General features: G+C 55.8%; 24 protein-coding genes and 1 pseudogene. 14 read left to right on the forward strand and 11 right to left on the reverse strand.

What is annotated here, in order from left to right; translation table 11 throughout:
• Nucleotides 1-186 precede the first annotated feature (186 nt).
• Together ACOTX2_RS17460 and ACOTX2_RS17465 are read right to left on the reverse strand one after the other, a co-directional pair.
• On the reverse strand, nucleotides 187-999 hold the full coding sequence (locus ACOTX2_RS17460) for a Cof-type HAD-IIB family hydrolase (protein ID WP_022647558.1): 813 nt from the start codon (nucleotides 997-999) through the stop codon (nucleotides 187-189).
• Entirely contained in the window at nucleotides 989-2203 is a 1215-nt protein-coding gene (locus ACOTX2_RS17465; RefSeq protein WP_023299676.1) for an MFS transporter, read from the reverse strand. Before ACOTX2_RS17465 ends, ACOTX2_RS17460 begins: the two co-directional genes overlap by 11 nt.
• Before the next feature lie 82 nt (nucleotides 2204-2285).
• Between ACOTX2_RS17465 and ACOTX2_RS17470 the strand changes: the two genes are divergently transcribed.
• Entirely contained in the window at nucleotides 2286-2837 is a 552-nt protein-coding gene (locus ACOTX2_RS17470; RefSeq protein ID WP_063148398.1) for a TetR/AcrR family transcriptional regulator, read from the forward strand.
• Nucleotides 2838-2864: 27 nt separating this feature from the next.
• Here the strand turns inward: ACOTX2_RS17470 and arsC are convergent, their stop codons facing one another.
• The 4 genes and pseudogenes from arsC to ACOTX2_RS17490 all read right to left on the reverse strand — a co-directional run.
• Entirely contained in the window at nucleotides 2865-3290 is a 426-nt protein-coding gene (arsC, locus tag ACOTX2_RS17475) for a glutaredoxin-dependent arsenate reductase (RefSeq protein WP_063148397.1), read from the reverse strand.
• 12 nt (nucleotides 3291-3302) lie between these two features.
• The gene (locus ACOTX2_RS17480) at nucleotides 3303-4592 is read right to left on the reverse strand and encodes an arsenic transporter (protein WP_421625949.1); all 1290 of its coding nucleotides are present in this window, start codon (nucleotides 4590-4592) and stop codon (nucleotides 3303-3305) included.
• Between the two features lie 40 nt (nucleotides 4593-4632).
• Nucleotides 4633-4953, reverse strand: a complete 321-nt coding sequence (locus tag ACOTX2_RS17485; protein WP_015571018.1) for a metalloregulator ArsR/SmtB family transcription factor — start codon at nucleotides 4951-4953, stop codon at nucleotides 4633-4635.
• A gap of 406 nt (nucleotides 4954-5359) precedes the next feature.
• A pseudogene (locus tag ACOTX2_RS17490) lies at nucleotides 5360-5661 on the reverse strand (tlde1 domain-containing protein); the annotation flags it as partial.
• 197 nt (nucleotides 5662-5858) lie between these two features.
• On the opposite strand from ACOTX2_RS17490, the gene ACOTX2_RS17495 reads away from it, so the two are divergent.
• On the forward strand, nucleotides 5859-6503 hold the full coding sequence (locus ACOTX2_RS17495; RefSeq protein ID WP_046618550.1) for a hypothetical protein: 645 nt from the start codon (nucleotides 5859-5861) through the stop codon (nucleotides 6501-6503).
• 422 nt (nucleotides 6504-6925) lie between these two features.
• Here the strand turns inward: ACOTX2_RS17495 and ACOTX2_RS17500 are convergent, their stop codons facing one another.
• Nucleotides 6926-8611 (reverse strand): aspartate:alanine antiporter, encoded by a 1686-nt coding sequence (locus ACOTX2_RS17500; RefSeq protein WP_001024855.1) that lies wholly within the window; start codon nucleotides 8609-8611, stop codon nucleotides 6926-6928.
• 274 nt (nucleotides 8612-8885) lie between these two features.
• Here ACOTX2_RS17500 and ACOTX2_RS17505 point away from each other — a divergent pair, with 274 nt between their 5' ends.
• Nucleotides 8886-9260, forward strand: coding sequence for an inner membrane protein YbjM (locus ACOTX2_RS17505; RefSeq protein ID WP_023299682.1), 375 nt, complete (start codon nucleotides 8886-8888; stop codon nucleotides 9258-9260).
• A 30-nt stretch (nucleotides 9261-9290) separates the two neighbouring features.
• On the opposite strand, the gene ACOTX2_RS17510 is transcribed toward ACOTX2_RS17505, so the two are convergent.
• Entirely contained in the window at nucleotides 9291-9560 is a 270-nt protein-coding gene (locus ACOTX2_RS17510) for a GrxA family glutaredoxin (RefSeq protein ID WP_014169305.1), read from the reverse strand.
• Nucleotides 9561-9745: 185 nt separating this feature from the next.
• Between ACOTX2_RS17510 and nfsA the strand changes: the two genes are divergently transcribed.
• The 11 genes from nfsA (at nucleotide 9746) to ACOTX2_RS17565 (ending at nucleotide 20461) form a co-directional block, all read left to right on the forward strand.
• Nucleotides 9746-10468 carry a nitroreductase NfsA gene (gene nfsA, locus ACOTX2_RS17515; protein WP_063199592.1) on the forward strand — a complete coding sequence of 241 codons (723 nt, stop codon included), beginning with the start codon at nucleotides 9746-9748 and terminating at the stop codon, nucleotides 10466-10468.
• A 64-nt stretch (nucleotides 10469-10532) separates the two neighbouring features.
• Nucleotides 10533-11435 (forward strand): 30S ribosomal protein S6--L-glutamate ligase, encoded by a 903-nt coding sequence (rimK, locus tag ACOTX2_RS17520; protein WP_032621711.1) that lies wholly within the window; start codon nucleotides 10533-10535, stop codon nucleotides 11433-11435.
• A 63-nt stretch (nucleotides 11436-11498) separates the two neighbouring features.
• On the forward strand, nucleotides 11499-11975 hold the full coding sequence (locus ACOTX2_RS17525) for a YbjN domain-containing protein (protein WP_022647571.1): 477 nt from the start codon (nucleotides 11499-11501) through the stop codon (nucleotides 11973-11975).
• 350 nt (nucleotides 11976-12325) lie between these two features.
• On the forward strand, nucleotides 12326-13438 hold the full coding sequence (potF, locus tag ACOTX2_RS17530; RefSeq protein ID WP_022647572.1) for a spermidine/putrescine ABC transporter substrate-binding protein PotF: 1113 nt from the start codon (nucleotides 12326-12328) through the stop codon (nucleotides 13436-13438).
• A 143-nt stretch (nucleotides 13439-13581) separates the two neighbouring features.
• Complete coding sequence (gene potG, locus ACOTX2_RS17535) at nucleotides 13582-14715, forward strand: putrescine ABC transporter ATP-binding subunit PotG (protein WP_063148396.1); 1134 nt, start codon at nucleotides 13582-13584, stop codon at nucleotides 14713-14715.
• 9 nt (nucleotides 14716-14724) lie between these two features.
• Complete coding sequence (gene potH / locus ACOTX2_RS17540; protein ID WP_022647573.1) at nucleotides 14725-15678, forward strand: putrescine ABC transporter permease PotH; 954 nt, start codon at nucleotides 14725-14727, stop codon at nucleotides 15676-15678.
• Nucleotides 15675-16520, forward strand: coding sequence for a putrescine ABC transporter permease PotI (gene potI / locus ACOTX2_RS17545; protein ID WP_022647574.1), 846 nt, complete (start codon nucleotides 15675-15677; stop codon nucleotides 16518-16520). Before potH ends, potI begins: the two co-directional genes overlap by 4 nt.
• 42 nt (nucleotides 16521-16562) lie before the next feature.
• On the forward strand, nucleotides 16563-17060 hold the full coding sequence (locus ACOTX2_RS17550; protein WP_100148782.1) for a YbjO family protein: 498 nt from the start codon (nucleotides 16563-16565) through the stop codon (nucleotides 17058-17060).
• A gap of 40 nt (nucleotides 17061-17100) precedes the next feature.
• Nucleotides 17101-18228, forward strand: coding sequence for a 23S rRNA (uracil(747)-C(5))-methyltransferase RlmC (rlmC, locus tag ACOTX2_RS17555; RefSeq protein ID WP_032676348.1), 1128 nt, complete (start codon nucleotides 17101-17103; stop codon nucleotides 18226-18228).
• A gap of 72 nt (nucleotides 18229-18300) precedes the next feature.
• Nucleotides 18301-19008, forward strand: coding sequence for a response regulator transcription factor (locus ACOTX2_RS17560; protein WP_023299686.1), 708 nt, complete (start codon nucleotides 18301-18303; stop codon nucleotides 19006-19008).
• On the forward strand, nucleotides 18992-20461 hold the full coding sequence (locus tag ACOTX2_RS17565) for a sensor histidine kinase (RefSeq protein ID WP_046618484.1): 1470 nt from the start codon (nucleotides 18992-18994) through the stop codon (nucleotides 20459-20461). The genes ACOTX2_RS17560 and ACOTX2_RS17565 overlap by 17 nt, the downstream gene beginning before the upstream one ends.
• Nucleotides 20462-20536: 75 nt before the next feature.
• Here ACOTX2_RS17565 and artJ read toward each other — a convergent pair whose 3' ends face one another.
• The 3 genes from artJ to artQ form a co-directional block, all read right to left on the reverse strand.
• The gene (gene artJ / locus ACOTX2_RS17570; protein ID WP_015571008.1) at nucleotides 20537-21268 is read right to left on the reverse strand and encodes an arginine ABC transporter substrate-binding protein ArtJ; all 732 of its coding nucleotides are present in this window, start codon (nucleotides 21266-21268) and stop codon (nucleotides 20537-20539) included.
• Nucleotides 21269-21441: 173 nt separating this feature from the next.
• Entirely contained in the window at nucleotides 21442-22110 is a 669-nt protein-coding gene (gene artM, locus ACOTX2_RS17575; RefSeq protein WP_022647579.1) for an arginine ABC transporter permease ArtM, read from the reverse strand.
• Complete coding sequence (artQ, locus tag ACOTX2_RS17580; RefSeq protein ID WP_063148394.1) at nucleotides 22110-22826, reverse strand: arginine ABC transporter permease ArtQ; 717 nt, start codon at nucleotides 22824-22826, stop codon at nucleotides 22110-22112. The genes artM and artQ overlap by 1 nt, the downstream gene beginning before the upstream one ends.
• Nucleotides 22827-22828 lie beyond the last annotated feature (2 nt).

A 22828-nucleotide genomic window follows, 5' to 3' on the forward strand; every position in this document is an offset into this window, starting at 1 on the left:
CCGGTCATGTCGTGACAGAGTAGCAAGGAACATAAAGTGAACGGAATGACCACCAGAGCCGTATGTTCCCCCTCACCCCAGCCCTCTCCCTCAAGGGAGAGGGGGCCATCTGTGCAGGCATTATTTTGTGGGGAACCCTCAGCCCTGTGGGAGAGGGTTAGGGTGAAGGCACCAGAGCGCACGGAATCAATTAAACGGCGCCTTCCCCTCCAGCACCATATCAATCACGTCCAGCACCCCTTCGTCATTATTGTTCGGCGCTTCATAGCGGGCCACAGCCTTTATATGCGGTCTGGCGTTGGCCATCGCGAAGCCAAACCCAGCCTGGCGCAGCATCTCCACGTCGTTACCGCTGTCACCAAAAGCCACCACTTCACTGTCCTCAATGCCCCAGCGCGCTTGCAGGATCCGCAGGCCGTTAGCTTTGTGCACGCCAGGGATTATCAGGTCGATACTGCCGTGACCCGTGGTCACCGGCACCATGATGTCGCCAAGCTTCTCATGCAGCAGCGCCTGAATGCGCGGTATTTCGTCGTCAGAGACGTTAAGCCCGAACTTGAAGAAAATATCGTTGAGGTTGTCAAAGCTGCTGACGCTTTCAAGGCGGTGATAGTATTTCGCCGCAATCTCTTTGAAGAGGTCGTTATACGTTTTCAGCGTGTAGGCGCTGTTTTTTCCGCAGGCAATTATCTCAATGCCGGGCACGTCGTTTAACAGGGTGGCGACGGTCAGAAAATGCTCTTTCGACAGTTCGCCGTTAAACACGTCTTCGCCCGCATCCACCACCCAGCCGCCGTTTTCGGCGACGAAAGCGATTTCATGGGCGATCTCGGGGAAAAATGAGATCAACTGGTAGTACTGGTTTCCGCTGGCGACCACAAAACGGATGCCTTGCGCTTTCATACGCGCGTACTGCGCCAGAAAACGCGCGCGATTATAGGTTTTCGCATCGCTCAGGAAGGAGCCATCCATGTCGACTGCAATCAGTTTAACGCTCATATCCCTTCTCCATTGTCGTTTGTTCTGCTTCCGGTTTTGCCACCGCACGCGCCACCAGGGCGGCAATAATCACTAACCCTAACACCACCAGCATGGCGCTGCGCAACCCGTAGTGCTCACCGAGGAATCCAAGCAACGGTGGCCCCACCAGGAAGGCAAGGTAGCCCGTGGTCGCCACAACGCTCACGCGCGTCGGCGCATCGGGACCGGTATCGCTGGCAGCGGAAATGGTCAGCGGGAAGCCAAGGGAGGCGCCCAGCCCCCACAGGATCACCGACACACCGGCAATCCAGTCCACATCCACAAAGATGATCATCGCGATGCCCAGCCCACCCAGCAGGGCGCTGGCACGGACGACCGCCACGCGGCTGTAACGGTCGATAAACCAGCCGCCGGTAAAGCGTCCGACGGTCATGCCGAGCGTAAATCCAGCGTAGATCAGCGAGCCGGAGGTGGGGCTAAATCCGTGCCCGTCCACCATCAGCAACGGTAGCCAGTCGTTGGCGGAGCCTTCAGCAAATGCCATCGCCAGCACCACCACGCCAATCAGCATTAGCTGGAAATCACGATAGAAGGGCAACCCTTTTGCCGCAGACTTCTGTTCGTCCGAGGCGTGTTGTCCTGTGCCTGCGGGAATAGCCCTGATGCCGGTGAGGATCGGGATAATACAGACCAGCGCCGCCAGCAAAATGTGCACATTGGCCGCAATGCCCAGCGCCGTCAGCGCCATCCCCACGCCCGCGCCCGCCAGCGTGCCGAGACTGTAAAAGCCATGCATCATGGGCAGCACCGTTTTGTTCATCGCCTGTTCGACGGCGGCCCCCTCGACGTTAATGGCCACTTCAGCCGCACCAAAGCTGCCGCCAAATACCATCAGCCCAAGGGCAAACATCAGCGGCGAGGCGAACCACAGCGCCACGCTCAAAGCGAACATTCCCACCACGGCGCAGCACATGGTGGTGCGGATCACCGCGCGCGTGCCAAAGCGCTTCACCAGCCAGGCCGAGCAGAGGATGCCGCTCATCGAGCCAATCGACAGGCCAAACAGTACGATCCCCATCTCCGCCGTCGAGACGGATAGCGTATCGCGGATTGCCGGGGTGCGCGTTGCCCAGGAAGCCATCAGCAGCCCGGGGATGAAGAAGAACATAAACAGCGCCCACATGCGCAGATGCAGGGCTTTGCGAGGAGAAGTTAGCGTCATTGGGATCAGCACCAGAAGTACAACAATAGCGACAACACTAGCAACTTTGTGTACATTTGTACATAAACCGGATGAGGATTTTATGAGCAGACCACCAAACGACCCTAACCGCCGCGAGAAGATACTCCAGGCGACGCTGGACACCATTGCTGAGCACGGTATTCATGCCGTCACGCACCGCAAAATTGCCACCTGCGCAGGCGTACCGCTGGGGTCGATGACCTACTATTTCGACGGGATGGAGTCGCTTCTGGAGGAGGCGTTCACGTGGTTTACGCAGCAGATGTCTCAGCAGTACCGGGATTTCTTCGCGGGGGTGACCGGGCGGGAGAGGGCGTGCGAGGCCATTACCACGCTGATCCACAGTTCAGCCGTGACCACGCCACACAATATGGCGCTGATGTATCAGCTGTACGCTTTTATGCACCGCAGCGCCGCGCTGAAAACGGTGATGCAGGACTGGATGAAGATGAGCCAGACTACGCTTGAGCAGTGGTTTGATCCGGCCACCGCCCGTGCGCTGGATGCGTTTATCGAGGGGATGACGCTGCATTTTGTAACCGACCGGTCGCCGTTAACCCGGGAGGAGATCCGGTCGATAGTGGGACGGATTGCAGGCGAGGATACCGTTTGATAGCGCTCGCCCCGGCCACGCCTGATGTCAGGAGATTTTTTTCCCGCTGGCGTCAACGACGACTTCGCCATCTTCCTTTGTAAATGCCCCTTTTTGCGCGTCCGGAAGGATGTCGAGAACGACTTCAGAAGGGCGGCACAGACGTGTACCCAGCGGCGTCACCACAATCGGACGGTTAATCAGAATGGGGTCCAGCAGCATGAAATCGATAAGCTGGTCATCGGTGAAATTTCCCCCGGCAAGGCCCAGTTGCTCATAAGGCTCGACGTTTTTGCGCAGCAGATCGCATACGGAAATCCCCATGTCTGCAATCAGCCTGGTCAATTCATCACGCGACGGTGGGTTCTCAAGATAGAGAATAATTTCGGGTTCCGTACCGCTGTTACGGATCATCTCCAGCGTATTGCGCGACGTGCCGCAGGCCGGGTTGTGGTAGATAGTGATGTTGCTCATATCCGTTACTCATTACAGTGTGAAGGAGAGACGTAGCGCCAGCGCGGCGAGCGTCACAAACAGAACCGGCAGCGTCATTATGATGCCCGTCCTGAAATAGTAGCCCCAGGTAATGGTCATGTTTTTCTGTGCCAGCACATGAAGCCATAGCAGGGTAGCCAGGCTACCGATGGGGGTGATTTTCGGCCCCAGATCGCAGCCAATCACGTTAGCGTAAATCATCGCCTCCTTAATCAAGCCTGTTGCCGCACTACCCTCAATGGAGAGCGCGCCGATCAATACCGTTGGCATATTGTTCATTATGGATGACAGAAAGGCGGTGATAAATCCGGTTCCCAGCGTAGTGGCCCAGAGTCCGTGTCCGGCTAAGCGATCAAGAACGCCTGAAAGAGACTCCGTCAGCCCGGCATTACGCAGGCCATACACCACCCGATACATCCCCAGCGAAAAGATAACGATCTGCCAGGGTGCGCCGCGCAGCACTTTCCCGGTGTTAATGGCGTGCCCGCGTTTAGCAACGGCAAATAAAATCAGCGCGCCAGTTGTTGCGATAGCGCTGACCGGGATACCCAGAGGTTCAAGCACAAAGAAACCGACGAGCAGTAGCAGCAGCACGATCCAGCCCGTTCTGAACGTCGGCAGGTCATGAATGGCCCGTGCGGGCTCGCGGAGTTTTGCCAGGTCATATTCCGGCGGTATTTCCTTGCGGAAGAACAGATGCAGCATCACCAGCGTCGCGGCAATTGCGGCGATATCAACCGGGATCATCACCGAGGCGTATTCGCTAAAGCCCAGCTTAAAGAAGTCCGCTGAGACGATGTTGACCAGGTTGGAGACAATCAGCGGCAGGCTGGCGGTATCGGCGATAAATCCCGCCGCCATCACGAACGCCAGCGTGGCCTGCTTGCTGAACCCCAGCGCCAGCAGCATGGCGATAACGATAGGCGTCAGGATCAATGCCGCACCGTCATTGGCGAACAGCGCCGCCACGGCCGCACCCAGCAGCACGATCCAGGTAAACAGCAACCGCCCGCGACCGTTTCCCCAGCGAGCAACGTGCAGCGCCGCCCACTCGAAAAAACCGGACTCATCCAGCAGCAAACTGATAACGATTACCGCGATAAACGTGGCCGTCGCATTCCAGACGATGTTCCAGACCACCGGAATGTCGTTAACGTGGATCACACCGCTCGCCAGCGCCAGCGCGGCGCCAATGGTGGCACTCCAGCCGATACTGAGCCCTTTGGGCTGCCAGATAACCAGTACCAGCGTAAACAGAAAAATAGCCCCTGCCAGAAACATCTTTTACTCCGTTATATCTGTTTTTGTGAATGTGTTGTGGTCAGCACGAGCCCGGGAGGCGGTTTTTCAGCTTCATACGTGTCTCTTCCCGCAGGCAGTTCCAGCTGGTGTCGATAACGGTTGCCGCCCATGCAGGCATGTTGGGAGAGAGACGGTAGTAGATCCACTTACCCTCGCGACGGTCGATGGCCAGCCCGGCCTCGCGCAGTAAGGCCATGTGGCGGGAGACTTTCGGCTGCGGCTCGTTGGTAGCGGAGCAGAGATCGCAGACGCACAGCTCGCCCGCTTCACGCAGAAGCATGACGATGGAGAGCCGCGTTTCATCGGAGAGGGTTTTGAAGAGCTGAACGGGGTGAAGCATCTGGCGATCCTGCGTGGTTTTTGTCATATACATTAAATCATATATGTTTGTGGCGAGTGAGGGAAGGGCAATAAGGGCAAATAAATGTCCTCAGTGAAGTACCATTACGTTGAGCCGTCGTCTTTGAGCCACAGACAGGGCGGGATTAGAAGATTAATGATTCCTGGTTTTGTTGAATATCTTCAATGTTATGAGACAGACGATCGTTGCAGATGTTAACAGAATCAAAATATCAATATTTGTATATGTTTCGTACATTGTCTCCGCATTAATATCACCATAGATGAAGCCGCAAATAGCAGTTGCAACGTCGTGGTTAATATAAGCTGTTGAAGGACCCAGCGTGCGTCCTAGCAGAAAGCTAATTAACGCAAACCAGACGGCCTTAAGTAGTCTTGAGCCCCATTTACAGGCAAGGGTAGTGATATCCACCGTCAATAACCTCAATACAGCCGCGAGCCATATGTGAACGCATACATGGAACCTGAATAAGCTCTGTGTTCATAAGAGCGTTACGGATTAATGCTAATCGGAGTTATGGGCGATTGATATACACCCTTCTGACACTGTACCGGGATGGAGTCTGAACAGCCCGCGATAGACGTGATCAATCCATGTTCCATCGTCGATTCCCCAGTCATCCTTATATAAAGCAAACCACTCATCACGGCCAAATTCCGCACCGGATCTTATTTTGTTCCATTGGTTAAGATAAAAAATAATTTTATGTGAGATTTGGAGGATCGTTTGGGTTTCTTGTTTTAACGGCGCAACCGGGCGACAGGGCAGAGCTGGCACGGTACAAGGGGAATTTAAGGATTTCTGGGAAACTGAAAAATTACGTCTGGAAGCGCCCGTGAGCTTTGGTTATTCTTTGTTCGGGTTCAGAACAATACGTATGAGATATGGATATTAAACAGGTTGCATTAGGGATTCTCGATGGGATCTCCTCCATACCGAACACAGCTTACATGGGCGTTGTAAGAAGCTGGGAGGGAAGCGGGCTTGCCGGGGATAGCGCTAAACAAAGAAACCAGGCTGAGACGGAGCGTTTTTTCTATATGCTCAAGAGCCTGGGTAATGCTGAGTCACCATTACGCAGACTGATAACTATCGTTTTCACGTCGTTCTATCAGAAACTCAATGATGATGGTAAAGAGGCCGTAAACAATAAATTGGGTTACGGAGCCGGGAGCGTTGGTGGGCGAGCAGCAGGGCAAATAGCTTTGGCACAGACAACCGCAAGTCTGATGTTGAATCGTCTGGCGATTGATCAGGCGTACAAGCATTTTATTCGGTTCAGCGCTTCAGCAGCGTTAAACGTCGTGATGTTTCAGGGAATCATTGAAGAATCAGCCAGAGCGTCAAGACGGATGAAAGCCAAATATCCCTCTACATACGCCAGGGTGTCAAAAGAGAGTCTGGATATGGTCTACTTTCTCGTTGAACAGCAGTTAGAGCCTTACCTGGTGTTCATTGAAGGACACCCTATTGATTGCAAAGGAATACAGAATGAAATTTGTAAAATCGTTAATGTCCCACGCAATTGAGGGAACTATCACCTTTCTGGCTGTGCTTTTTGCTATGGGGTCATTCTTCTGGTTTGAAAGTACATGGATGAAATTCACCGGGTGTTTTGGGGCGTTGATAGTTGGCTATGTGCTTTCATACGGAGCCGCAAAAATTAGAGGCGGGTGAGCTTTATCGCTCGATTTTGTCGAATCAAACCTGACATACAAAAAATCCGTCGCATAATGTCGCCAATAACCCGAAACTATGCAATTGATTGAATTTAAAAGCTATTTTTTAGGGAAACAAAAAACCCATCAACCTTGAACCAAAAATGGCGGGGTTGATGGGCTCCACAAATTGGGGACATCAAAGAAAAGCAGTGGCACTAGTTATGACTGCACCCTGCGTAAAAAGTTCTGCGCGTAACGAAAATTTTTTCAGCCACACGCAATCTTGAGATTTATCCGAGTCCTGGCCAGATAATGATGATCAGCGTACCTGCCAGCGTCAGCAGCACGTTTGCGATGGCGTAGGTGCCTGCATAGCCCAGCGCCGGGATGTTGCTGCGCGCGGTGTCGCTGATGATCTCCATTGCCGGTGCGCAGGTGCGCGCGCCCATCATCGCGCCGAAGAGCAGGGCGCGGTTCATGCGGAGCACGTAGGCGCCGAACAGGAAGCAGATGACTACCGGTACCAGGCTGACGATAAGTCCGGAAACCAACATTTGCCAGCCGACCGCACCCAGGCCATTGCCAATGCCGCTCCCGGCGCTTAAGCCGACACCCGCCATAAAGACCATCAGACCGAACTCTTTCACCATGTTCAGCGCTCCCTGAGGGATGTAGCCGAAGGTGGGATGGTTCGCTCGCAGGAAGCCCAGCATGATCCCGGCGAACAGCAGACCGGCAGCGTTACCGATGCCGAAGCTAAAGTTACTGAACTGGAAGGTGATCATCCCGATCATCAGGCCAACAATGAAGAAGGCGCAGAAGGCTAACAGGTCCGTCACCTGGCTGTGGATCGAGATAAAGCCGATACGGTCGGCAACGGTTTTAACACGTCGGGCATCGCCGCTGACCTGCAACACATCGCCTTTATTAAGCACCACGTTATCGTCGATAGGCATTTCAATCTGGCTGCGGATCACGCGATTGAGGAAACAGCCGTGGTCGGTCAGCTTCAACTGCGCCAGACGGCGGCCCACGGCGTTGTGGTTCTTCACCACAATCTCTTCGGTGACGATACGCATGTCCAGCAGGTCGCGGTCGAACACTTCTTTCCCGTTGCGGAAGCTCGGATCGAGACGCGCGTGGGCGTCCGGGTAACCAACCAGAGCGATGTCATCGCCCATCTGGAGTACTGCGTCACCGTCCGGGTTTGCCAGAATGCCGTTACGACGGATACGTTCGATGTAGCAGCCGGTCTGACGGTAGATCCCCAGCTCGCGCAGGTTTTTCCCGTCGGTCCAGGCAACCAGCTCTGGCCCGACGCGGTAGGCGCGGATCACCGGCAGGTAAACTTTACGTTTGGAGTCCGTATCCAGACCACGCTCTCGGGCAATGGTTTGGGCGCTGGTCTGGAGATCCTGATGCTGAAGTTTTGGCAGATAGCGCGCGCCAACAATCAGGCTCACCAGACCAATCAGATAGGTCAGGGCATAGCCCAGGCTCAGGTTATCCAGCGCGGCGGAAAGCTGCGTGCCTGCCATGCCAGAATGACGAAGCGTATCCCCCGCGCCAACAAGCACCGGCGTGGAGGTCATCGAGCCTGCCAGCATACCGGCCGTTAAGCCGATGTCCCAGCCAAACAGTTTGCCCAGCCCTAACGCAATCAGCAGGGCGCTGCCGACCATCACCAGCGCCAGCATCAGATAATTTTTGCCGTCTCGGAAGAAAATGGAAAAAAAGTTCGGACCGGCTTCCACGCCAACGCAGAAAATAAACAGCATGAAACCTAAGTTAAGCGCGTCCGTGTTAATACTGAAATGTTGCTGACCTAATAACAGGGAGACGACTAAAACGCCAATGGAATTACCAAGTTGAACTGAACCCAGGCGCAATTTACCCAGACAAAGGCCCAGTGCCAGTACCACAAATAATAACAGGATGTAATTCCCATTTAACAAGTCTGCGACGTTTATATTCACGGAGGCTAACTTCTTGTTTACCAGTAAGTTGTTGAATGAAAGGACTATTTGGGCTACTGTTTTCAGAGTCAGGGAATCACTTTGCACCTCCCTGCTTCCTGATAAATACCCTAAACACTAGCAGGCGGTTAGTTTAATCGTAATAGCTACCGACAGCCACCTATTATCGCACGACTTGTGTGCGTGTTTTGGCAAGGATTGCCGCAATGCTTTATCTGACTGGGCGTCCACCGGACGATTTTTGTATTTGATAGAGATAAGTCAGGAGGATAGTTTGAACTTTAAACGAAACTGGGTTGGCGTAATCAGCTGCTTTTTGCTGTTTACGGTCGTTTGCATGTCGCTTGCTTTTAATGTGAAGGGCGCCTTCAGAGCGTCCGGTCATCCCGAGCTGGGCCTGTTGTTCTTCATCCTGCCGGGGGTAGTGGCCAGTTTTCTCTCGCGCAAAGGCGAGGTGGTAATGCCGCTGCTGGGGGCCATCCTTGCGGCGCCCCTCTGCCTGCTTCTGATGCGCGTGCTGTTTCTCTCGTCGAGAAGCGTCTGGCAGGAAGTGGCGTGGCTACTAAGTGGCGTTTTCTGGTGTGCGCTGGGGGCGCTCTGTTTCTTATTTATGCGCAGCCTGCTGCAACAGCGGAAGCACCATAAATAAAAACGCCCTCAGGGTGAGGGCGTCTTAGCATTACTGAGCGGCAAACAGGCCCAGGTGCTCTTTGGCGTACGCTTCGAAATCGGTGCAGCCGCCGATGTGTTTCTGATCGAGGAAGATTTGCGGCACGGTTTCAACCGGTTTACCCACGGTTTTTTCCAGATCGGCTTTGCTGATGCCTTCCGCGTGGATATCCACGTAGCGGAAGTTGAAATCATCACGTTCTTCAGTCAGTTTCTCAGCCAGCTCTTTCGCGCGCACACAGTAAGGGCATCCTGGACGACCAAAAATTACTGCAAACATTTCTCTCTCCTCAAAAAACAAGCCTGACGGCGAATAATCCCTATAGTGCACGATAACCTGCCGTCATGGAAAGAAGGTTTCACCTGTCACTTTGATACAGTCAGGCTATGTTTCGCCAATTACATCAGGTGGATCATTGCCTATACTGGCTGCCATACGTTTTACGCAATACAAAGAGAGACAAAATGACGCCAACCATTGACCTGCTTCGTTCCCACCGTTCCATTCGCCATTTCACCGATGAGCCGATCACCCAGGCGCAGCGGGACGCGATCATCGACAGCGCAAGAGGCACCTCCAGCTCCAGCTTTTTGCAGTGCAGCTCCATTATCCGCATCACCGATCCGGCGATGCGTGAGCAGCTGGTAACGCTGACGGGCGGACAAAAGCACGTTGCCCAGGCGGCTGAGTTCTGGGTGTTCTGCGCCGATTTTAACCGTCACCTGCAAATCTGTCCTGAGGCGGAGCTGGGGCTGGCGGAACAGCTGCTGCTGGGCGTGGTGGATACGGCATTGATGGCGCAAAACGCGTTCACGGCGGCGGAATCGCTGGGGCTTGGCGGCGTCTATATCGGCGGGCTGCGTAATAACATCGAAAGCGTGACGCAACTGCTGAAGCTGCCGAAACACGTGTTGCCGCTGTTTGGTCTGTGCCTCGGCTGGCCGGCGGATAACCCGGATCTGAAGCCGCGTATTCCTGCTGCGATGCTGGTGCATGAAAACCACTACCAGCCGGTCGATCAGGACGTTCTGCATCACTACGATGAAGAGCTGGCGAACTACTATCTGACGCGCGACAGCAACAACCGCCGCGACACCTGGAGCGACCATATTCGTCGCACCATCATTAAAGAAAACCGCCCGTTCATTCTTGATTACCTGCACAAACAGGGCTGGGCAACGCGATAGTCCCTTCCTCCTGCGCCTCGTGTATGATAGGCAGGCTTTTCCCATGTCTTTAGAGAGGTGCAGGGTGAAAATTGCCATATTGTCCCGGGATGGAACGCTCTATTCATGTAAACGCCTGCGAGAAGCGGCGGCGAAACGCGGACATCAGGTTGAGATCCTCGATCCGATGTCCTGCTATATGAACATCGACCCTGCGGCGTCGTCGATTCATTACAAAGGCCGCAAACTCCCGCATTTTGATGCGGTAATTCCCCGCATTGGCTCCCAGATCACCTATTACGGCACGGCCGCGCTGCGCCAGTTTGAAATGCTGGGAAGCTATCCGCTCAACGAGTCCGTGGCGATCTCACGCGCCCGCGATAAGCTGCGCTCGCTGCAGCTGCTGGCGCGCCAGGGGATCGATCTGCCCGTCACCGGGATTGCTCACTCCCCGGACGACACCAGCGATTTAATCGACATGGTGGGTGGTGCGCCGTTGGTCATTAAGCTGGTGGAAGGCACGCAGGGTATTGGGGTGGTACTGGCGGAGACGCGTCAGGCGGCGGAAAGCGTGATTGACGCCTTTCGCGGTCTGAATGCCCATATTCTGGTGCAGGAGTATATTAAAGAGGCCAAAGGGTGCGACATCCGCTGCTTTGTGGTGGGCGATGAAGTGGTGGCCGCCATAGAGCGGCAGGCGAAAGAGGGCGACTTCCGCTCTAACCTGCACCGCGGCGGTATCGCGCGGGTGGCCCTTATCAGCGAGCGCGAGCGCGAGATTGCGGTGAAAGCGGCGCAGACGCTGGGCCTGGACGTGGCGGGGGTCGATCTGCTGCGTGCCGACCGCGGGCCGCTGGTGATGGAAGTTAACGCCTCGCCGGGGCTGGAAGGGGTGGAAAAAACCACAGGCGTCGATATTGCAGGTAAAATGATCGCATGGATTGAACGCCATGCGACGCCGGGATTTTGCCTGAAAACGGGCGGTTAAATGGATCGGCGCGCACTTTTTGCGTAAGCTGGACAACGTTTTTATTTAAGAGGCTGCACAGCGATGGATTTACAGGTCGTACCTACACTGGATACGTTACGTCAATGGCTCGATGATGCCGGTATTACTTTTTTCGAATGCGACTCCTGCCAGGCGCTGCATCTGCCTCACATGCAAAATTTCGATGGTATTTTTGATGCCAAAATCGATCTGATTAACGACGTGATCCTGTTCTCGGCGCTGGCTGAAGTGAAGCCTTCAGCGCTGCTTGCACTGGCATCCGATCTGTCAGCGATTAACGCCAGTTCTTTGACCGTGAAAGCGTTTCTCGACATACAGGATGATAATCTGCCGAAACTGGTGGTTTGCCAGTCTTTATTCTCCGGCGCGGGGCTCTCCTTCAAACAGTTCGCCTGGTTTATGCGCCTGAGCGAAGAGCAAATTTCCATGGTAATGATGGAAGCCAACGCACATCACCTGCTGTATAGCGCGGAAGATGATGCCGAGAATAATGATGCATCTTCCAATTTTCTCCACTAAGCCTGTCTGACTTTTGCGCAGTCGCTACCAGAGCGGCTGCATAACACCGCTTTTTCTGCTGCTTTTAACCTTTCTTTAAAGAATTTTTCACCTCCTCTCGGGCCGTTTCGGCTTATCACGTAGACATAATCTGCATAAAAAATTGATAAAAGGCGTTTTTTCGTCTGGGCTATAGCCGGAGACACGGGCTACAGTTATTCTTGCGGTGCTTAAAAAAGCGAGCGGAACCTGCCGGGAAGAGGGGTGTATTTTATTTCGGGCAGAGCGACAAACTATGCATGAATATTGCATATCTTCAGGCTGCACAGTTTTGGTTCGTTTGTTAACGAGCTTTCAGAAGGAATAACAATATGATCGCCTTGAATAAAAAATGGTTATCGGGTCTGGTTGCGGGTGCTCTGATGGCCGTCTCTGCCGGCACGCTCGCTGCGGAACAAAAAACGCTGCACGTCTATAACTGGTCTGACTATATTGCGCCGGACACCGTCGCGAATTTTGAAAAAGAGACCGGCATTAAGGTTGTCTACGACGTATTCGATTCCAACGAAGTACTGGAAGGCAAACTGATGGCGGGCAGTACCGGTTTCGACCTGGTGGTGCCCTCTGCAAGCTTCCTGGAGCGTCAGCTGACCGCCGGTGTCTTCCAGCCGCTGGACAAGAACAAGTTATCGAACTGGAAAAATCTTGACCCGGAAGTGCTGAAGCTGGTGGCGAAGCATGATCCGGACAACAAATACGCCATGCCTTACCTGTGGGCGACCACTGGTATTGGCTTTAACGTGGATAAAGTCAAAGCGGCGCTGGGCCCGGACGTCAAACTGGACAGCTGGGACGTGGTGCTGAAGCCGGAAAATCTCGAGAAGCTGAAAAGCTGCGGCGTCTCTTTCCTCGATGCGCCGGAAGAGATTTTCGCCACCGTGCTTAACTATCTCGGCAAAGATCCAAACAGCAGCAAGGCCGACGACTACACCGGTCCGGCGACCGACCTGCTATTGAAGCTGCGTCCGAATATTCGCTACTTCCACTCCTCTCAGTACATCAACGACCTGGCTAACGGGGATATCTGCGTGGCCATCGGCTGGGCGGGTGACGTCTGGCAGGCAGCGAACCGTGCGAAAGAGGCGAAAAACGGTGTGAATGTTTCCTACTTCATTCCGAAGGAGGGGGCGCTGGCGTTCTTCGACGTCTTCGCGATGCCGGCTGATGCGAAAAACAAAGAGGAAGCGTATCAGTTCCTCAACTACCTGATGCGCCCGGAAGTGATTGCCCACATCAGCGACCACGTCTACTACGCCAACGGTAACAAGGCCTCCGTGCCGCTGGTGAGCGAAGAAATCCGCAATAATCCGGCGATCTACCCGCCAGCCGATGTGTTTGCCAAGCTGTTCACCCTGAAAGTGCAGGAACCGAAAATTGACCGTGTGCGTACCCGCGCGTGGACGAAGGTGAAAAGCGGTAAGTAACGGCGTTTGATATCGTTGCCCGGTGGCGCTGTCGCTTACCGGGCCGACAAATCCCGTAGGCCGGGCAAGCGTTAGCGCCGCCCGGCGATGCGCACCCTGACGGTGCGTTTGCACCAGTGTTGATCTATGCCGGAGAGCACCCCGTGAATGACGCGATCCCCCGCCCGCAGGCGAAAGTCCGTAAAGCGCTGACCCCGCTTCTTGAAATTCGTAACCTCACCAAATCCTTCGACGGCCAGCATGCCGTGGACGATGTCAGCCTGACGATCTACAAAGGTGAAATTTTTGCTTTGCTCGGCGCATCCGGCTGCGGTAAATCGACCCTGCTGCGCATGCTGGCCGGGTTTGAACAACCTACCGCCGGGCAGATCGTGCTGGATGGGGTAGACCTCTCCAGCGTGCCGCCGTACCAGCGGCCCATTAACATGATGTTCCAGTCCTATGCCCTGTTCCCGCACATGACCGTCGAGCAGAACATCGCCTTCGGCCTGAAGCAGGACAAACTGCCGAAAGTCGAAATCACCGCGCGCGTGGCGGAGATGCTGAGCCTGGTGCACATGCAGGAGTTCGCGAAGCGTAAGCCGCATCAGCTTTCCGGCGGCCAGCGTCAGCGCGTGGCGCTGGCAAGAAGTCTGGCCAAACGGCCGAAATTACTCCTGCTCGACGAGCCGATGGGCGCGCTGGATAAAAAGCTGCGCGACCGGATGCAGCTGGAAGTGGTGGATATCCTTGAGCGCGTAGGGGTGACCTGCGTGATGGTGACGCACGACCAGGAAGAGGCGATGACCATGGCCGGGCGCATTGCGATCATGAATCGCGGTAAGTTCGTGCAGATAGGCGAGCCGGAGGAGATTTACGAACACCCGACAACCCGCTACAGCGCGGAGTTCATCGGCTCGGTAAACGTCTTCGAAGGGCTGCTGAAGGAACGCCAGGACGACGGTCTGGTGATTGAATCGCCGGGGCTGGTGCACCCGCTTAAGGTTGATTCTGATAATTCCGTGGTGGACAACGTGCCGGTTTACGTTGCCCTGCGCCCGGAAAAAATCATGCTTTGCGATGAGCCGCCCGCCGATGGCTATAACTTTGCCGTGGGCGAAGTGGTACACATTGCCTATCTCGGCGATCTGTCGATTTACCATGTCCGCCTGAAAAGCGGCCAGATGCTCAGCGCCCAGTTACAGAACGAACACCGGTATCGCAAGGGACAGCCAACCTGGGGCGACGAAGTGAGCCTGTGCTGGGATGCGGACAGTTGCGTAGTCCTGACGGTATAAGGAGCGGTCATGAGCACACTTGAACCTCCAGCCCGCGTCAAAAAACCGGGCGGTTTCTCGCACTGGCTGGCGCGCGTGCAGATGGCGCATGGCCGCAAGCTGGTCATCGCCATGCCCTATATCTGGCTGATCCTGCTGTTTCTGCTGCCGTTCCTGATCGTCTTTAAGATCAGCTTGGCGGAGATGGCGCGGGCGATCCCGCCGTATACCGATTTGTGGGAGTGGGCCGACGGGCAACTGACGCTGACCTTAAACCTTGGGAATTTCCTGCAACTGACTGAGGATCCGCTCTATTTCGAAGCCTATTTACAGTCGTTACAGGTTGCGGCGATCTCAACGATCTGCTGCTTGTTGATGGGCTACCCGCTGGCGTGGGCAGTGGCGCACAGCAAGCCGTCGACGCGAAATATTTTACTGCTGTTGGTCATTTTACCGTCGTGGACATCGTTCCTGATCCGCGTGTACGCGTGGATGGGGATCCTGAAGAATAACGGCATACTGAATAACTTCCTGCTGTGGCTTGGGGTGATCGACCAGCCGCTGACGATCCTGCATACCAACCTTGCGGTGTATATCGGGATTGTCTATGCCTATCTGCCGTTTATGGTGCTGCCAATCTATACGGCGCTGACGCGAATCGATTACTCGCTGGTGGAAGCCTCGCTGGATCTCGGCGCACGCCCGTTGAAGACGTTCTTCAGCGTCATTGTGCCGCTCACAAAAGGCGGGATCATCGCCGGATCGATGCTGGTGTTTATCCCGGCGGTCGGGGAGTTTGTGATCCCCGAACTGCTCGGCGGCCCGGACAGCATCATGATTGGCCGCGTGCTGTGGCAGGAGTTTTTCAATAACCGCGACTGGCCGGTGGCCTCGGCGGTGGCGATTGTCATGTTACTGCTGCTGATCGTGCCGATCATGTGGTTCCACAAACATCAGCAGAAACAGATGGGAGACCACGGATGAACAACTTACCGGTAGTACGCTCCCCGTGGCGAATTCTGATCCTGATTATCGGCTTTACCTTCCTGTATGCGCCGATGCTGATGCTGGTGATCTACTCGTTCAACAGCTCTAAGCTGGTCACCGTCTGGGCGGGCTGGTCGACGCGCTGGTACAGCGAGCTGTTCCACGATGATGCGATGATGAGTGCGGTGGGGCTGAGCCTGACCATTGCGGCGCTGGCGGCGACGATGGCCTGCGTGCTGGGCACGATTGCCGCGCTGGTGATGGTGCGCTTCGGCCGTTTTCGCGGAGCAAATGGTTTTGCGTTTATGATCACCGCCCCGCTGGTGATGCCGGACGTCATCACCGGTCTGTCGCTGCTCCTGCTGTTTGTCGCGCTGGCGCACGCCATCGGCTGGCCAGCGGATCGCGGGATGCTCACCATCTGGCTGGCGCACGTCACCTTCTGTACGGCGTATGTGGCGGTGGTCATCTCCTCGCGGCTGCGCGAGCTGGATCGCTCCATTGAAGAGGCGGCGATGGATCTCGGCGCCACGCCGCTGAAGGTCTTTTTCATCATTACGCTGCCGATGATTATGCCGGCGGTGATCTCCGGCTGGCTGCTGGCGTTCACGCTCTCGCTCGACGATCTGGTTATCGCCAGCTTTGTGTCGGGGCCGGGCGCGACGACGCTGCCGATGCTGGTCTTCTCCAGCGTGCGCATGGGGGTGAATCCGGAGATTAATGCCCTGGCCTCCATCATCCTCGGGGTGGTCGGAATTGTCGGATTTATCGCCTGGTATTTGATGGCTCGCGCGGAAAAGCAGCGCGTGCGCGATATCCAGCGTGCAAGACGCGGCTGAAGGAATTATTATTTCCAGTGATGTGCCGCGTATGACGCGGCACTGTTTTTCAGGGAAGTAAAAACATTGGGATTCTTGCAAAAAACACGTCATTCGCACGCCCGTCCGAACGTCCCTGCGCTGGTGCAGGTGGCGGCGCTCGCCATTATTATGATCCGCTGCCTGGATGTGCTGATGATTATGAACACGCTGGGCCCGCGAGGCATGGGGGAGTTCATTCACCGCAGCGCGCAGACGTGGAATCTGACGCTGGTGTTTCTCAGCAGCCTGATGCTGGTGTTTATTGAGATCTACTGTGCGTTCTCGCTGGTAAAGGGGCGCAACTGGGCGCGCTGGGTATATTTTCTTACGCAGATCACCGCCGCCAGCTATCTGTGGGCCGCCTCGCTGGGCTACGGCTATCCGGAGCTGTTCAGCATACCCGGTGAGTCGCGACGTGAGATTTTCCATTCCTTAGTGATGCAAAAATTGCCGGACATGCTGGTGCTCTGCCTGCTCTATGTTCCCGCCTCCAGTCGGCGGTTCTTCCGCCTGCAATAATGTGTATAATCGCAGCCCTCGTGATTCTTAAGGTTTTCATATGCAGTGCGCACTCTATGACGCCGGACGCTGCCGCTCCTGTCAGTGGATAGAACAGCCGGTCCCTCAACAACTCACCGCCAAAATGGCCGACCTGCAACAGCTGCTGGCAGCACACGCGGTGGGCGAGTGGTGCGCACCCGTCAGCGGGCCGGAGCAGGGCTTTCGTAATAAAGCCAAAATGGTGGTCAGCGGCAGCGTCGAAAAGCCGCTGCTGGGCATGCTGCACCGTGACGGCACGCCCGTCGATCTCACCGGCTGTCCGCTGTATCCCGCCTCGTTTGAGCCGGTGTTTACCGCCCTGAAACCCTTTATCGCCCGCGCGGGGTTAACGCCCTATAACGTTGCCCGCAGGCGCGGCGAGCTTAAGTACCTTCTGCTGACCGAAAGCCAAATCGACGGCGGGATGATGCTGCGCTTTGTGCTGCGTTCGGAAACCAAACTGGAGCAGCTTCGCGCGGTGTTGCCGTGGCTGCAGGAACAGCTTCCGCAGCTCAAGGTCATTACCGCTAATATTCAGCCGGTGCATATGGCGATCATGGAAGGAGAGAAAGAGATTTTCTTCACCGAACAGCATGCGCTGGCGGAGAATTTCAACGGCGTGCCGCTGTGGATCCGTCCGCAAAGCTTCTTCCAGACTAACCCCACCGTCGCCAGCGCGCTGTACGCGACCGCGCGCGACTGGGTGCGTGCGTTACAGGTTCATCACATGTGGGATCTGTTCTGCGGCGTCGGCGGCTTTGGCCTGCACTGTGCCACGCCAGACATGCAGCTCACCGGGATTGAAATTTCTGCGGAGGCCATCGCCTGCGCGAAACAGTCCGCCGCGGAGCTGGGGCTGACGAATCTGCACTTCCAGGCGCTGGACTCGACCCGGTTCGCCACCGGCCAGGGCAACGTGCCGGAGCTGGTGCTGGTGAACCCGCCGCGCCGGGGTATCGGCCAGGCGCTCTGCGACTACCTGAGCCAGATGGCGCCGGAGTACATTGTCTACTCCAGCTGTAACGCGCAGACCATGGCGAAGGATATCGCCAGCCTGCCGGGCTACCGCATTGCGCGCGTTCAGCTCTTTGATATGTTCCCGCACACTGCGCATTACGAAGTGCTGACGTTGCTCGTGAAATCTTAAACAAAATGTGAACTCTTCCCCCGCTCGAAATCAGGTAAGCTTACGTCATAACAAATGATTGAAGGCTTACCCATGAAGCAGATCCTGCTGGTAGAAGACGACCACGATATCGCTGCACTCCTGCGTCTTAACCTGGAAGATGAAGGCTACGCCATTACCCACGAGCCGGACGGGGGAAAGGCGTTACCGCTTCTGGAAAAACAGCCGTGGGACGCGGTGATCCTCGATCTGATGCTGCCGAATGTTGATGGTCTGGAGATTTGCCGCCGTATCCGCCAGATGACCCGCTACCTGCCCATTATCATCATTAGCGCCCGCAGCAGTGAAACTGACCGTATTACCGGCCTGGAAACCGGGGCGGATGATTATCTGGCAAAACCTTTCTCGGTGCAGGAGCTGATTGCCCGCATTAAGGCGCTGTTTCGTCGTCAGCAGGCGATGGGCCAGGCGCAGACGGACGGCATTATTCAGGCGCACGGTCTGACTATCGATCCGCTGGCGCGCACCGTGCGTCTTAACGGTCAACACGTCGATCTCACCCCGCGTGAATTTGAACTGCTCTATTTTTTTGCCCGCCATCCCGGAGAGGTCTTTTCACGGCTGGCATTGCTGGAGCAGGTGTGGGGGTATCAGCACGAAGGCTACGAACACACCGTCAACACTCATATTAACCGCCTGCGCATCAAAATAGAGAAAGATGCCGCCGAGCCGGAGATCGTTCGCACCGTCTGGGGCAAAGGCTACAAATTTGCGGAGCAGAATCATGATGCGTCGCTTTAGCCTGAGCCAGCGCCTGACGCTGCTGTTTACGGTGTTACTTTTGCTCTGCGCCACCGTCGCCTGTGCGGTGCAGCTCTACGTTAGCATGCAGTACGGCAATGCGATGGTGCAGCGTCTCTCCGGCGGGCTGGCGCAGCAGATTGCGCAGCGGGAAGCGATTCTGGATTCGCAGGGCAGGGTGGATCGCAGCGCCTTAAAGCCGCTGTTCGACCGGCTGATGACCTTTAATCCGAGCGTCGAGCTGTATGTTGTCTCGCCTGATGGCGATATCCTGGCCGATGCCGCCCCGCCGGGGCACATTCAGCGGCAAAAAATTGACCTCGCGCCGATACAGAATTTCCTGAGCGGGACGGTGATGCCGGTGTTTGGCGACGATCCCCGAAGCCAGAATAAGAAAGTCTTCAGCGCCACCCCGCTGCGGCAAGACGGTGAGCTGAAGGGGTATCTGTACATTATTTTGCAGGGGGAGGAGTCCAACGCGCTGGCGGAGATGGCCTGGCACAAAGCGCTCTGGAGTACGGCGCTGTGGTCGATGCTGCTGGTGGCGCTGTTTGGTCTGCTGGCGGGGTTGCTGCTCTGGTACTGGGTGACGCGCCCGGTTAAACAGCTCACGCTGGACGTGGCCGGGCTGGAGCAGGACAGCATCAGCGCGATTAAGCAGCTGGCGGCCCAGCCGCTCGAGCCTGCCGGCCAGGATGAAGTGGCGATCCTGCGCAATACCTTTATCGAGCTGGCGCGCAAAATCACCTCTCAGTGGGATCGGCTGGCCGACAGCGACCGCCAGCGCCGGGAGTTTATCGCCAACATTTCGCACGACTTACGCACCCCGTTGACGTCGCTGCTGGGTTATCTGGAAACGCTGTCGCTGAAATCCGCCACGCTGTCGCCGCAGGAGCATCAGCAGTACCTCGCTACCGCGCTGCGTCAGGGGCAAAAGGTACGCCATCTGTCGCAGCAGCTGTTCGAGCTGGCGCGTCTTGAGCACGGCGGCATCAAGCCCCAGCGCGAGCGTTTTGCCATGGCTGAACTGATTTCCGACGTGGCGCAGAAGTTTGAACTTACCGCCCGCACGCGCGAGGTGAACCTGCGTATTGATGTGTCGGGGCGATTGCCGCTGGTGAACGCCGACGTGTCGATGATCGAGCGCGTGGTCACTAATCTTCTGGATAACGCCATCCGTCATACGCCGAGCGGCGGAGAAATTCGTCTGGCGGTCTGGCAGGAGAATGAACGACTTCAGGTCGAAGTGGCAGACAATGGTACGGGCGTAGATGCCTCGCTGCGCGACGATTTGTTCCAGCGACCGTCAGCGTTAAATCCTCAGGCGTCGCGGGAGAACCGTGGGGGATTAGGGCTGTTAATCGTGAAGAGAATGCTGGAGCTGCACGGTGGCGGGATCAGGCTGATGGAGTCCGTGAGCGGGGCGCGGTTCAGGTTCTTTGTGCCGCTATGAGAAATTGCCGGGTGGCGCTGCGCTTTCCCGGCCTACAGACCACCCCCGTAGGCCAGACCACCCGGCAAAAAGAGATTACTGCGGGAACCACTGCTCGCTGATTTTCTGGTATGTGCCGTCAGCTTTGATCGCTTTCAGCGCGCCGTTCAGTTTTTCCAGCAGGGCTTTGTTATCCGGACGTACCGCGATGCCGAGGCCGGTACCAAAGTACTGCGGATCGGTCACTTTCTCCGTCGCTGTACCCAGCTGCGGATTGGTTTTCAGCCACTCATTCACGACCGCGGTGTCGCCAAATACGCCATCGATACGGCCATTTTTCAGGTCGATAATTGCGTTCTGGTAGCTGTCATAGGCCACGGTTTTCACTTCAGGATGCTTGTCCTGGAGATATTTCTGGTGCGTGGTGCCGTTTTCCATGCCGATGCGCTTGCCTTTCAGTTCGTCGAAAGACTTATAAGCTCCTTTCTTCGCAATCACTACCGCAGAGTTCGCGTAGTACGGGTCGGTAAACGCGACCTGCTTGCTGCGCTCTGGAGTGATATCCATGCCGGAGATCACCGCATCGTATTTTTTAAATTTCAGGGACGGGATCAGGCTGTCAAACGCGTGGTTAGTAAAGGTGCAGTCGGCCTGCATCTGCTTGCACAGCGCTTTCGCCAGGTCAATGTCAAAGCCGACGATCTGGTTGCTGGCATCCAGCGATTCAAACGGCGGATAGGTGGCAGAAACGCCAAAATTGATTTTATCTGCGGCGGATGCGCCTGCGGCGAAGGTTGCGAGTAATGCGGCCAGAACTAACTTTTTCATTGTAATGCTCCCGTCTGTCTTATTTATGCGCCGTGTCTACGGCCTGGATATACAATGCCATCTACTGAATTTATATGCAATAAAAATGATTAAATATTACCTTTGTTGCAAAAAAAAGCGGATAACCCATCAGGTTACCCGCTCAATGAATACCGTTTTATGCATTGGCGTGATTAATTCCTGCGCTCAAACGCCAGCGCCTTACGCTCGATAAGACGCATCATCAGCGTCAGCAGACCGTTGACCACCAGATAGACCAGACCCGCCGCACCGAACACCATCACGTCGTAGGTACGTCCGTACAGCAGCTGCCCGTGGCCCATCACTTCCATCAGGGTGATGGTGTAGGCCAGAGAGGTGCTTTTGAACACCAGAACGACTTCGTTGGAATAGGAAGAGAGCGCACGCTTAAAGGCGTATGGCAGCAGGATCGCCAGCGTGTCCTTCTTGCTCATGCCCAGCGCACCGCAGGACTGCCACTGGCCTTCCGGGATCGCGCGGATCGCGCCGTAAAACAGCTGCGTGGTATAGGCCGCGCTGTTCAGTGAGAGAGCTATCAGGGCGCAGAGCCATGGCTCAGAGAGCAAATGCCAGATAACCGGATATTCCTGTAACGACGGGAACTGCCCTGGACCGTAGTAAATCAGGAAGATCTGCACCAGCAGCGGCGTACCGGTAAAGAGCGTAATGTAGCCACGGACAATCCACACCAGCACCGGCGTTTTCAGCGTCAGGACGATGGTGAAGAACAGCGCCAGGATCAGCGCTACGATGATAGACGCAACGGTCAGCGTCAGGCTGGTGTGCAGCCCTTTCATCAGTTCGGGTAAATAATCCAGCATCAGCCTGGTCTCCGTTCAAAACGCGTTGCGCGCAGATCAATACGCTTCAGAACGTACTGGCTCAGCAACGTGATTACCAGGTAGATAGCCGCCGCGACGATGTACCAGGTAAATGGCTCCTGCGTACGGGTGGCGATACTTTTGGTTTGCAGCATCAAATCGTTCACGCTGATCAGGCTCACCAGCGCGGTATCTTTCAGCAGTACCAGCCACTGGTTGCCCAGCCCTGGCAGGGCATGACGCCACATCTGCGGCATCACCAGGCGGAAGAAGATCGCCGCTTTCGACAGGCCGAGCGCCTGACCGGATTCCCTCTGTCCCTGCGGTACCGCTTTCAGCGCGCCGCGCAGCGTTTGTGACGCATAGGCCGAATAGAGCAGGGAGAGCGCAATTACGCCGCACAGGAACGGGCTGACGTCGAAGTTCTCAATCTGCATTTGCACCGGGATCTGCGCAAAGCCGAGATTAATCGTAAAGCCGTCCGACAGCGTTAACAGCAGCTGTGAGGAGCCGAAATAGATAAACAGGACCACCAGAATTTCCGGCAGTCCACGCAGCACAGTTACCAGCGCTGAACCGAGCCATGCGACAGGGCGCCACTTAACGGACTCCCACACCGCAAAGAACATCGCCAGTACGAGGCCGATAATCAGTGCACAAACGGCAAGGCCGACGGTCATCCCGGCGGCGCTTGCTAAAGGAAAAATTTCATTCATCA

Origin of the sequence: Enterobacter cloacae complex sp. IR5412, assembly GCF_049237385.1 — a bacterium.
Lineage (GTDB): Bacteria > Pseudomonadota > Gammaproteobacteria > Enterobacterales > Enterobacteriaceae > Enterobacter > Enterobacter intestinihominis.

Coding starts and splice junctions, on each gene's coding strand:
- ACOTX2_RS17460 (WP_022647558.1), bottom strand. CDS start 999: ATGAGCGTTAAACTGATTGCAGTCGACATGGATGGCTCCTTCCTGAGC.
- ACOTX2_RS17465 (WP_023299676.1), bottom strand. CDS start 2,203: ATGACGCTAACTTCTCCTCGCAAAGCCCTGCATCTGCGCATGTGGGCG.
- ACOTX2_RS17470 (WP_063148398.1), top strand. CDS start 2,286: ATGAGCAGACCACCAAACGACCCTAACCGCCGCGAGAAGATACTCCAG.
- arsC (WP_063148397.1), bottom strand. CDS start 3,290: ATGAGCAACATCACTATCTACCACAACCCGGCCTGCGGCACGTCGCGC.
- ACOTX2_RS17480 (WP_421625949.1), bottom strand. CDS start 4,592: ATGTTTCTGGCAGGGGCTATTTTTCTGTTTACGCTGGTACTGGTTATC.
- ACOTX2_RS17485 (WP_015571018.1), bottom strand. CDS start 4,953: ATGCTTCACCCCGTTCAGCTCTTCAAAACCCTCTCCGATGAAACGCGG.
- ACOTX2_RS17495 (WP_046618550.1), top strand. CDS start 5,859: ATGGATATTAAACAGGTTGCATTAGGGATTCTCGATGGGATCTCCTCC.
- ACOTX2_RS17510 (WP_014169305.1), bottom strand. CDS start 9,560: ATGTTTGCAGTAATTTTTGGTCGTCCAGGATGCCCTTACTGTGTGCGC.
- nfsA (WP_063199592.1), top strand. CDS start 9,746: ATGACGCCAACCATTGACCTGCTTCGTTCCCACCGTTCCATTCGCCAT.
- ACOTX2_RS17525 (WP_022647571.1), top strand. CDS start 11,499: ATGGATTTACAGGTCGTACCTACACTGGATACGTTACGTCAATGGCTC.
- potF (WP_022647572.1), top strand. CDS start 12,326: ATGATCGCCTTGAATAAAAAATGGTTATCGGGTCTGGTTGCGGGTGCT.
- potH (WP_022647573.1), top strand. CDS start 14,725: ATGAGCACACTTGAACCTCCAGCCCGCGTCAAAAAACCGGGCGGTTTC.
- potI (WP_022647574.1), top strand. CDS start 15,675: ATGAACAACTTACCGGTAGTACGCTCCCCGTGGCGAATTCTGATCCTG.
- rlmC (WP_032676348.1), top strand. CDS start 17,101: ATGCAGTGCGCACTCTATGACGCCGGACGCTGCCGCTCCTGTCAGTGG.
- ACOTX2_RS17560 (WP_023299686.1), top strand. CDS start 18,301: ATGAAGCAGATCCTGCTGGTAGAAGACGACCACGATATCGCTGCACTC.
- ACOTX2_RS17565 (WP_046618484.1), top strand. CDS start 18,992: ATGATGCGTCGCTTTAGCCTGAGCCAGCGCCTGACGCTGCTGTTTACG.
- artJ (WP_015571008.1), bottom strand. CDS start 21,268: ATGAAAAAGTTAGTTCTGGCCGCATTACTCGCAACCTTCGCCGCAGGC.
- artM (WP_022647579.1), bottom strand. CDS start 22,110: ATGCTGGATTATTTACCCGAACTGATGAAAGGGCTGCACACCAGCCTG.
- artQ (WP_063148394.1), bottom strand. CDS start 22,826: ATGAATGAAATTTTTCCTTTAGCAAGCGCCGCCGGGATGACCGTCGGC.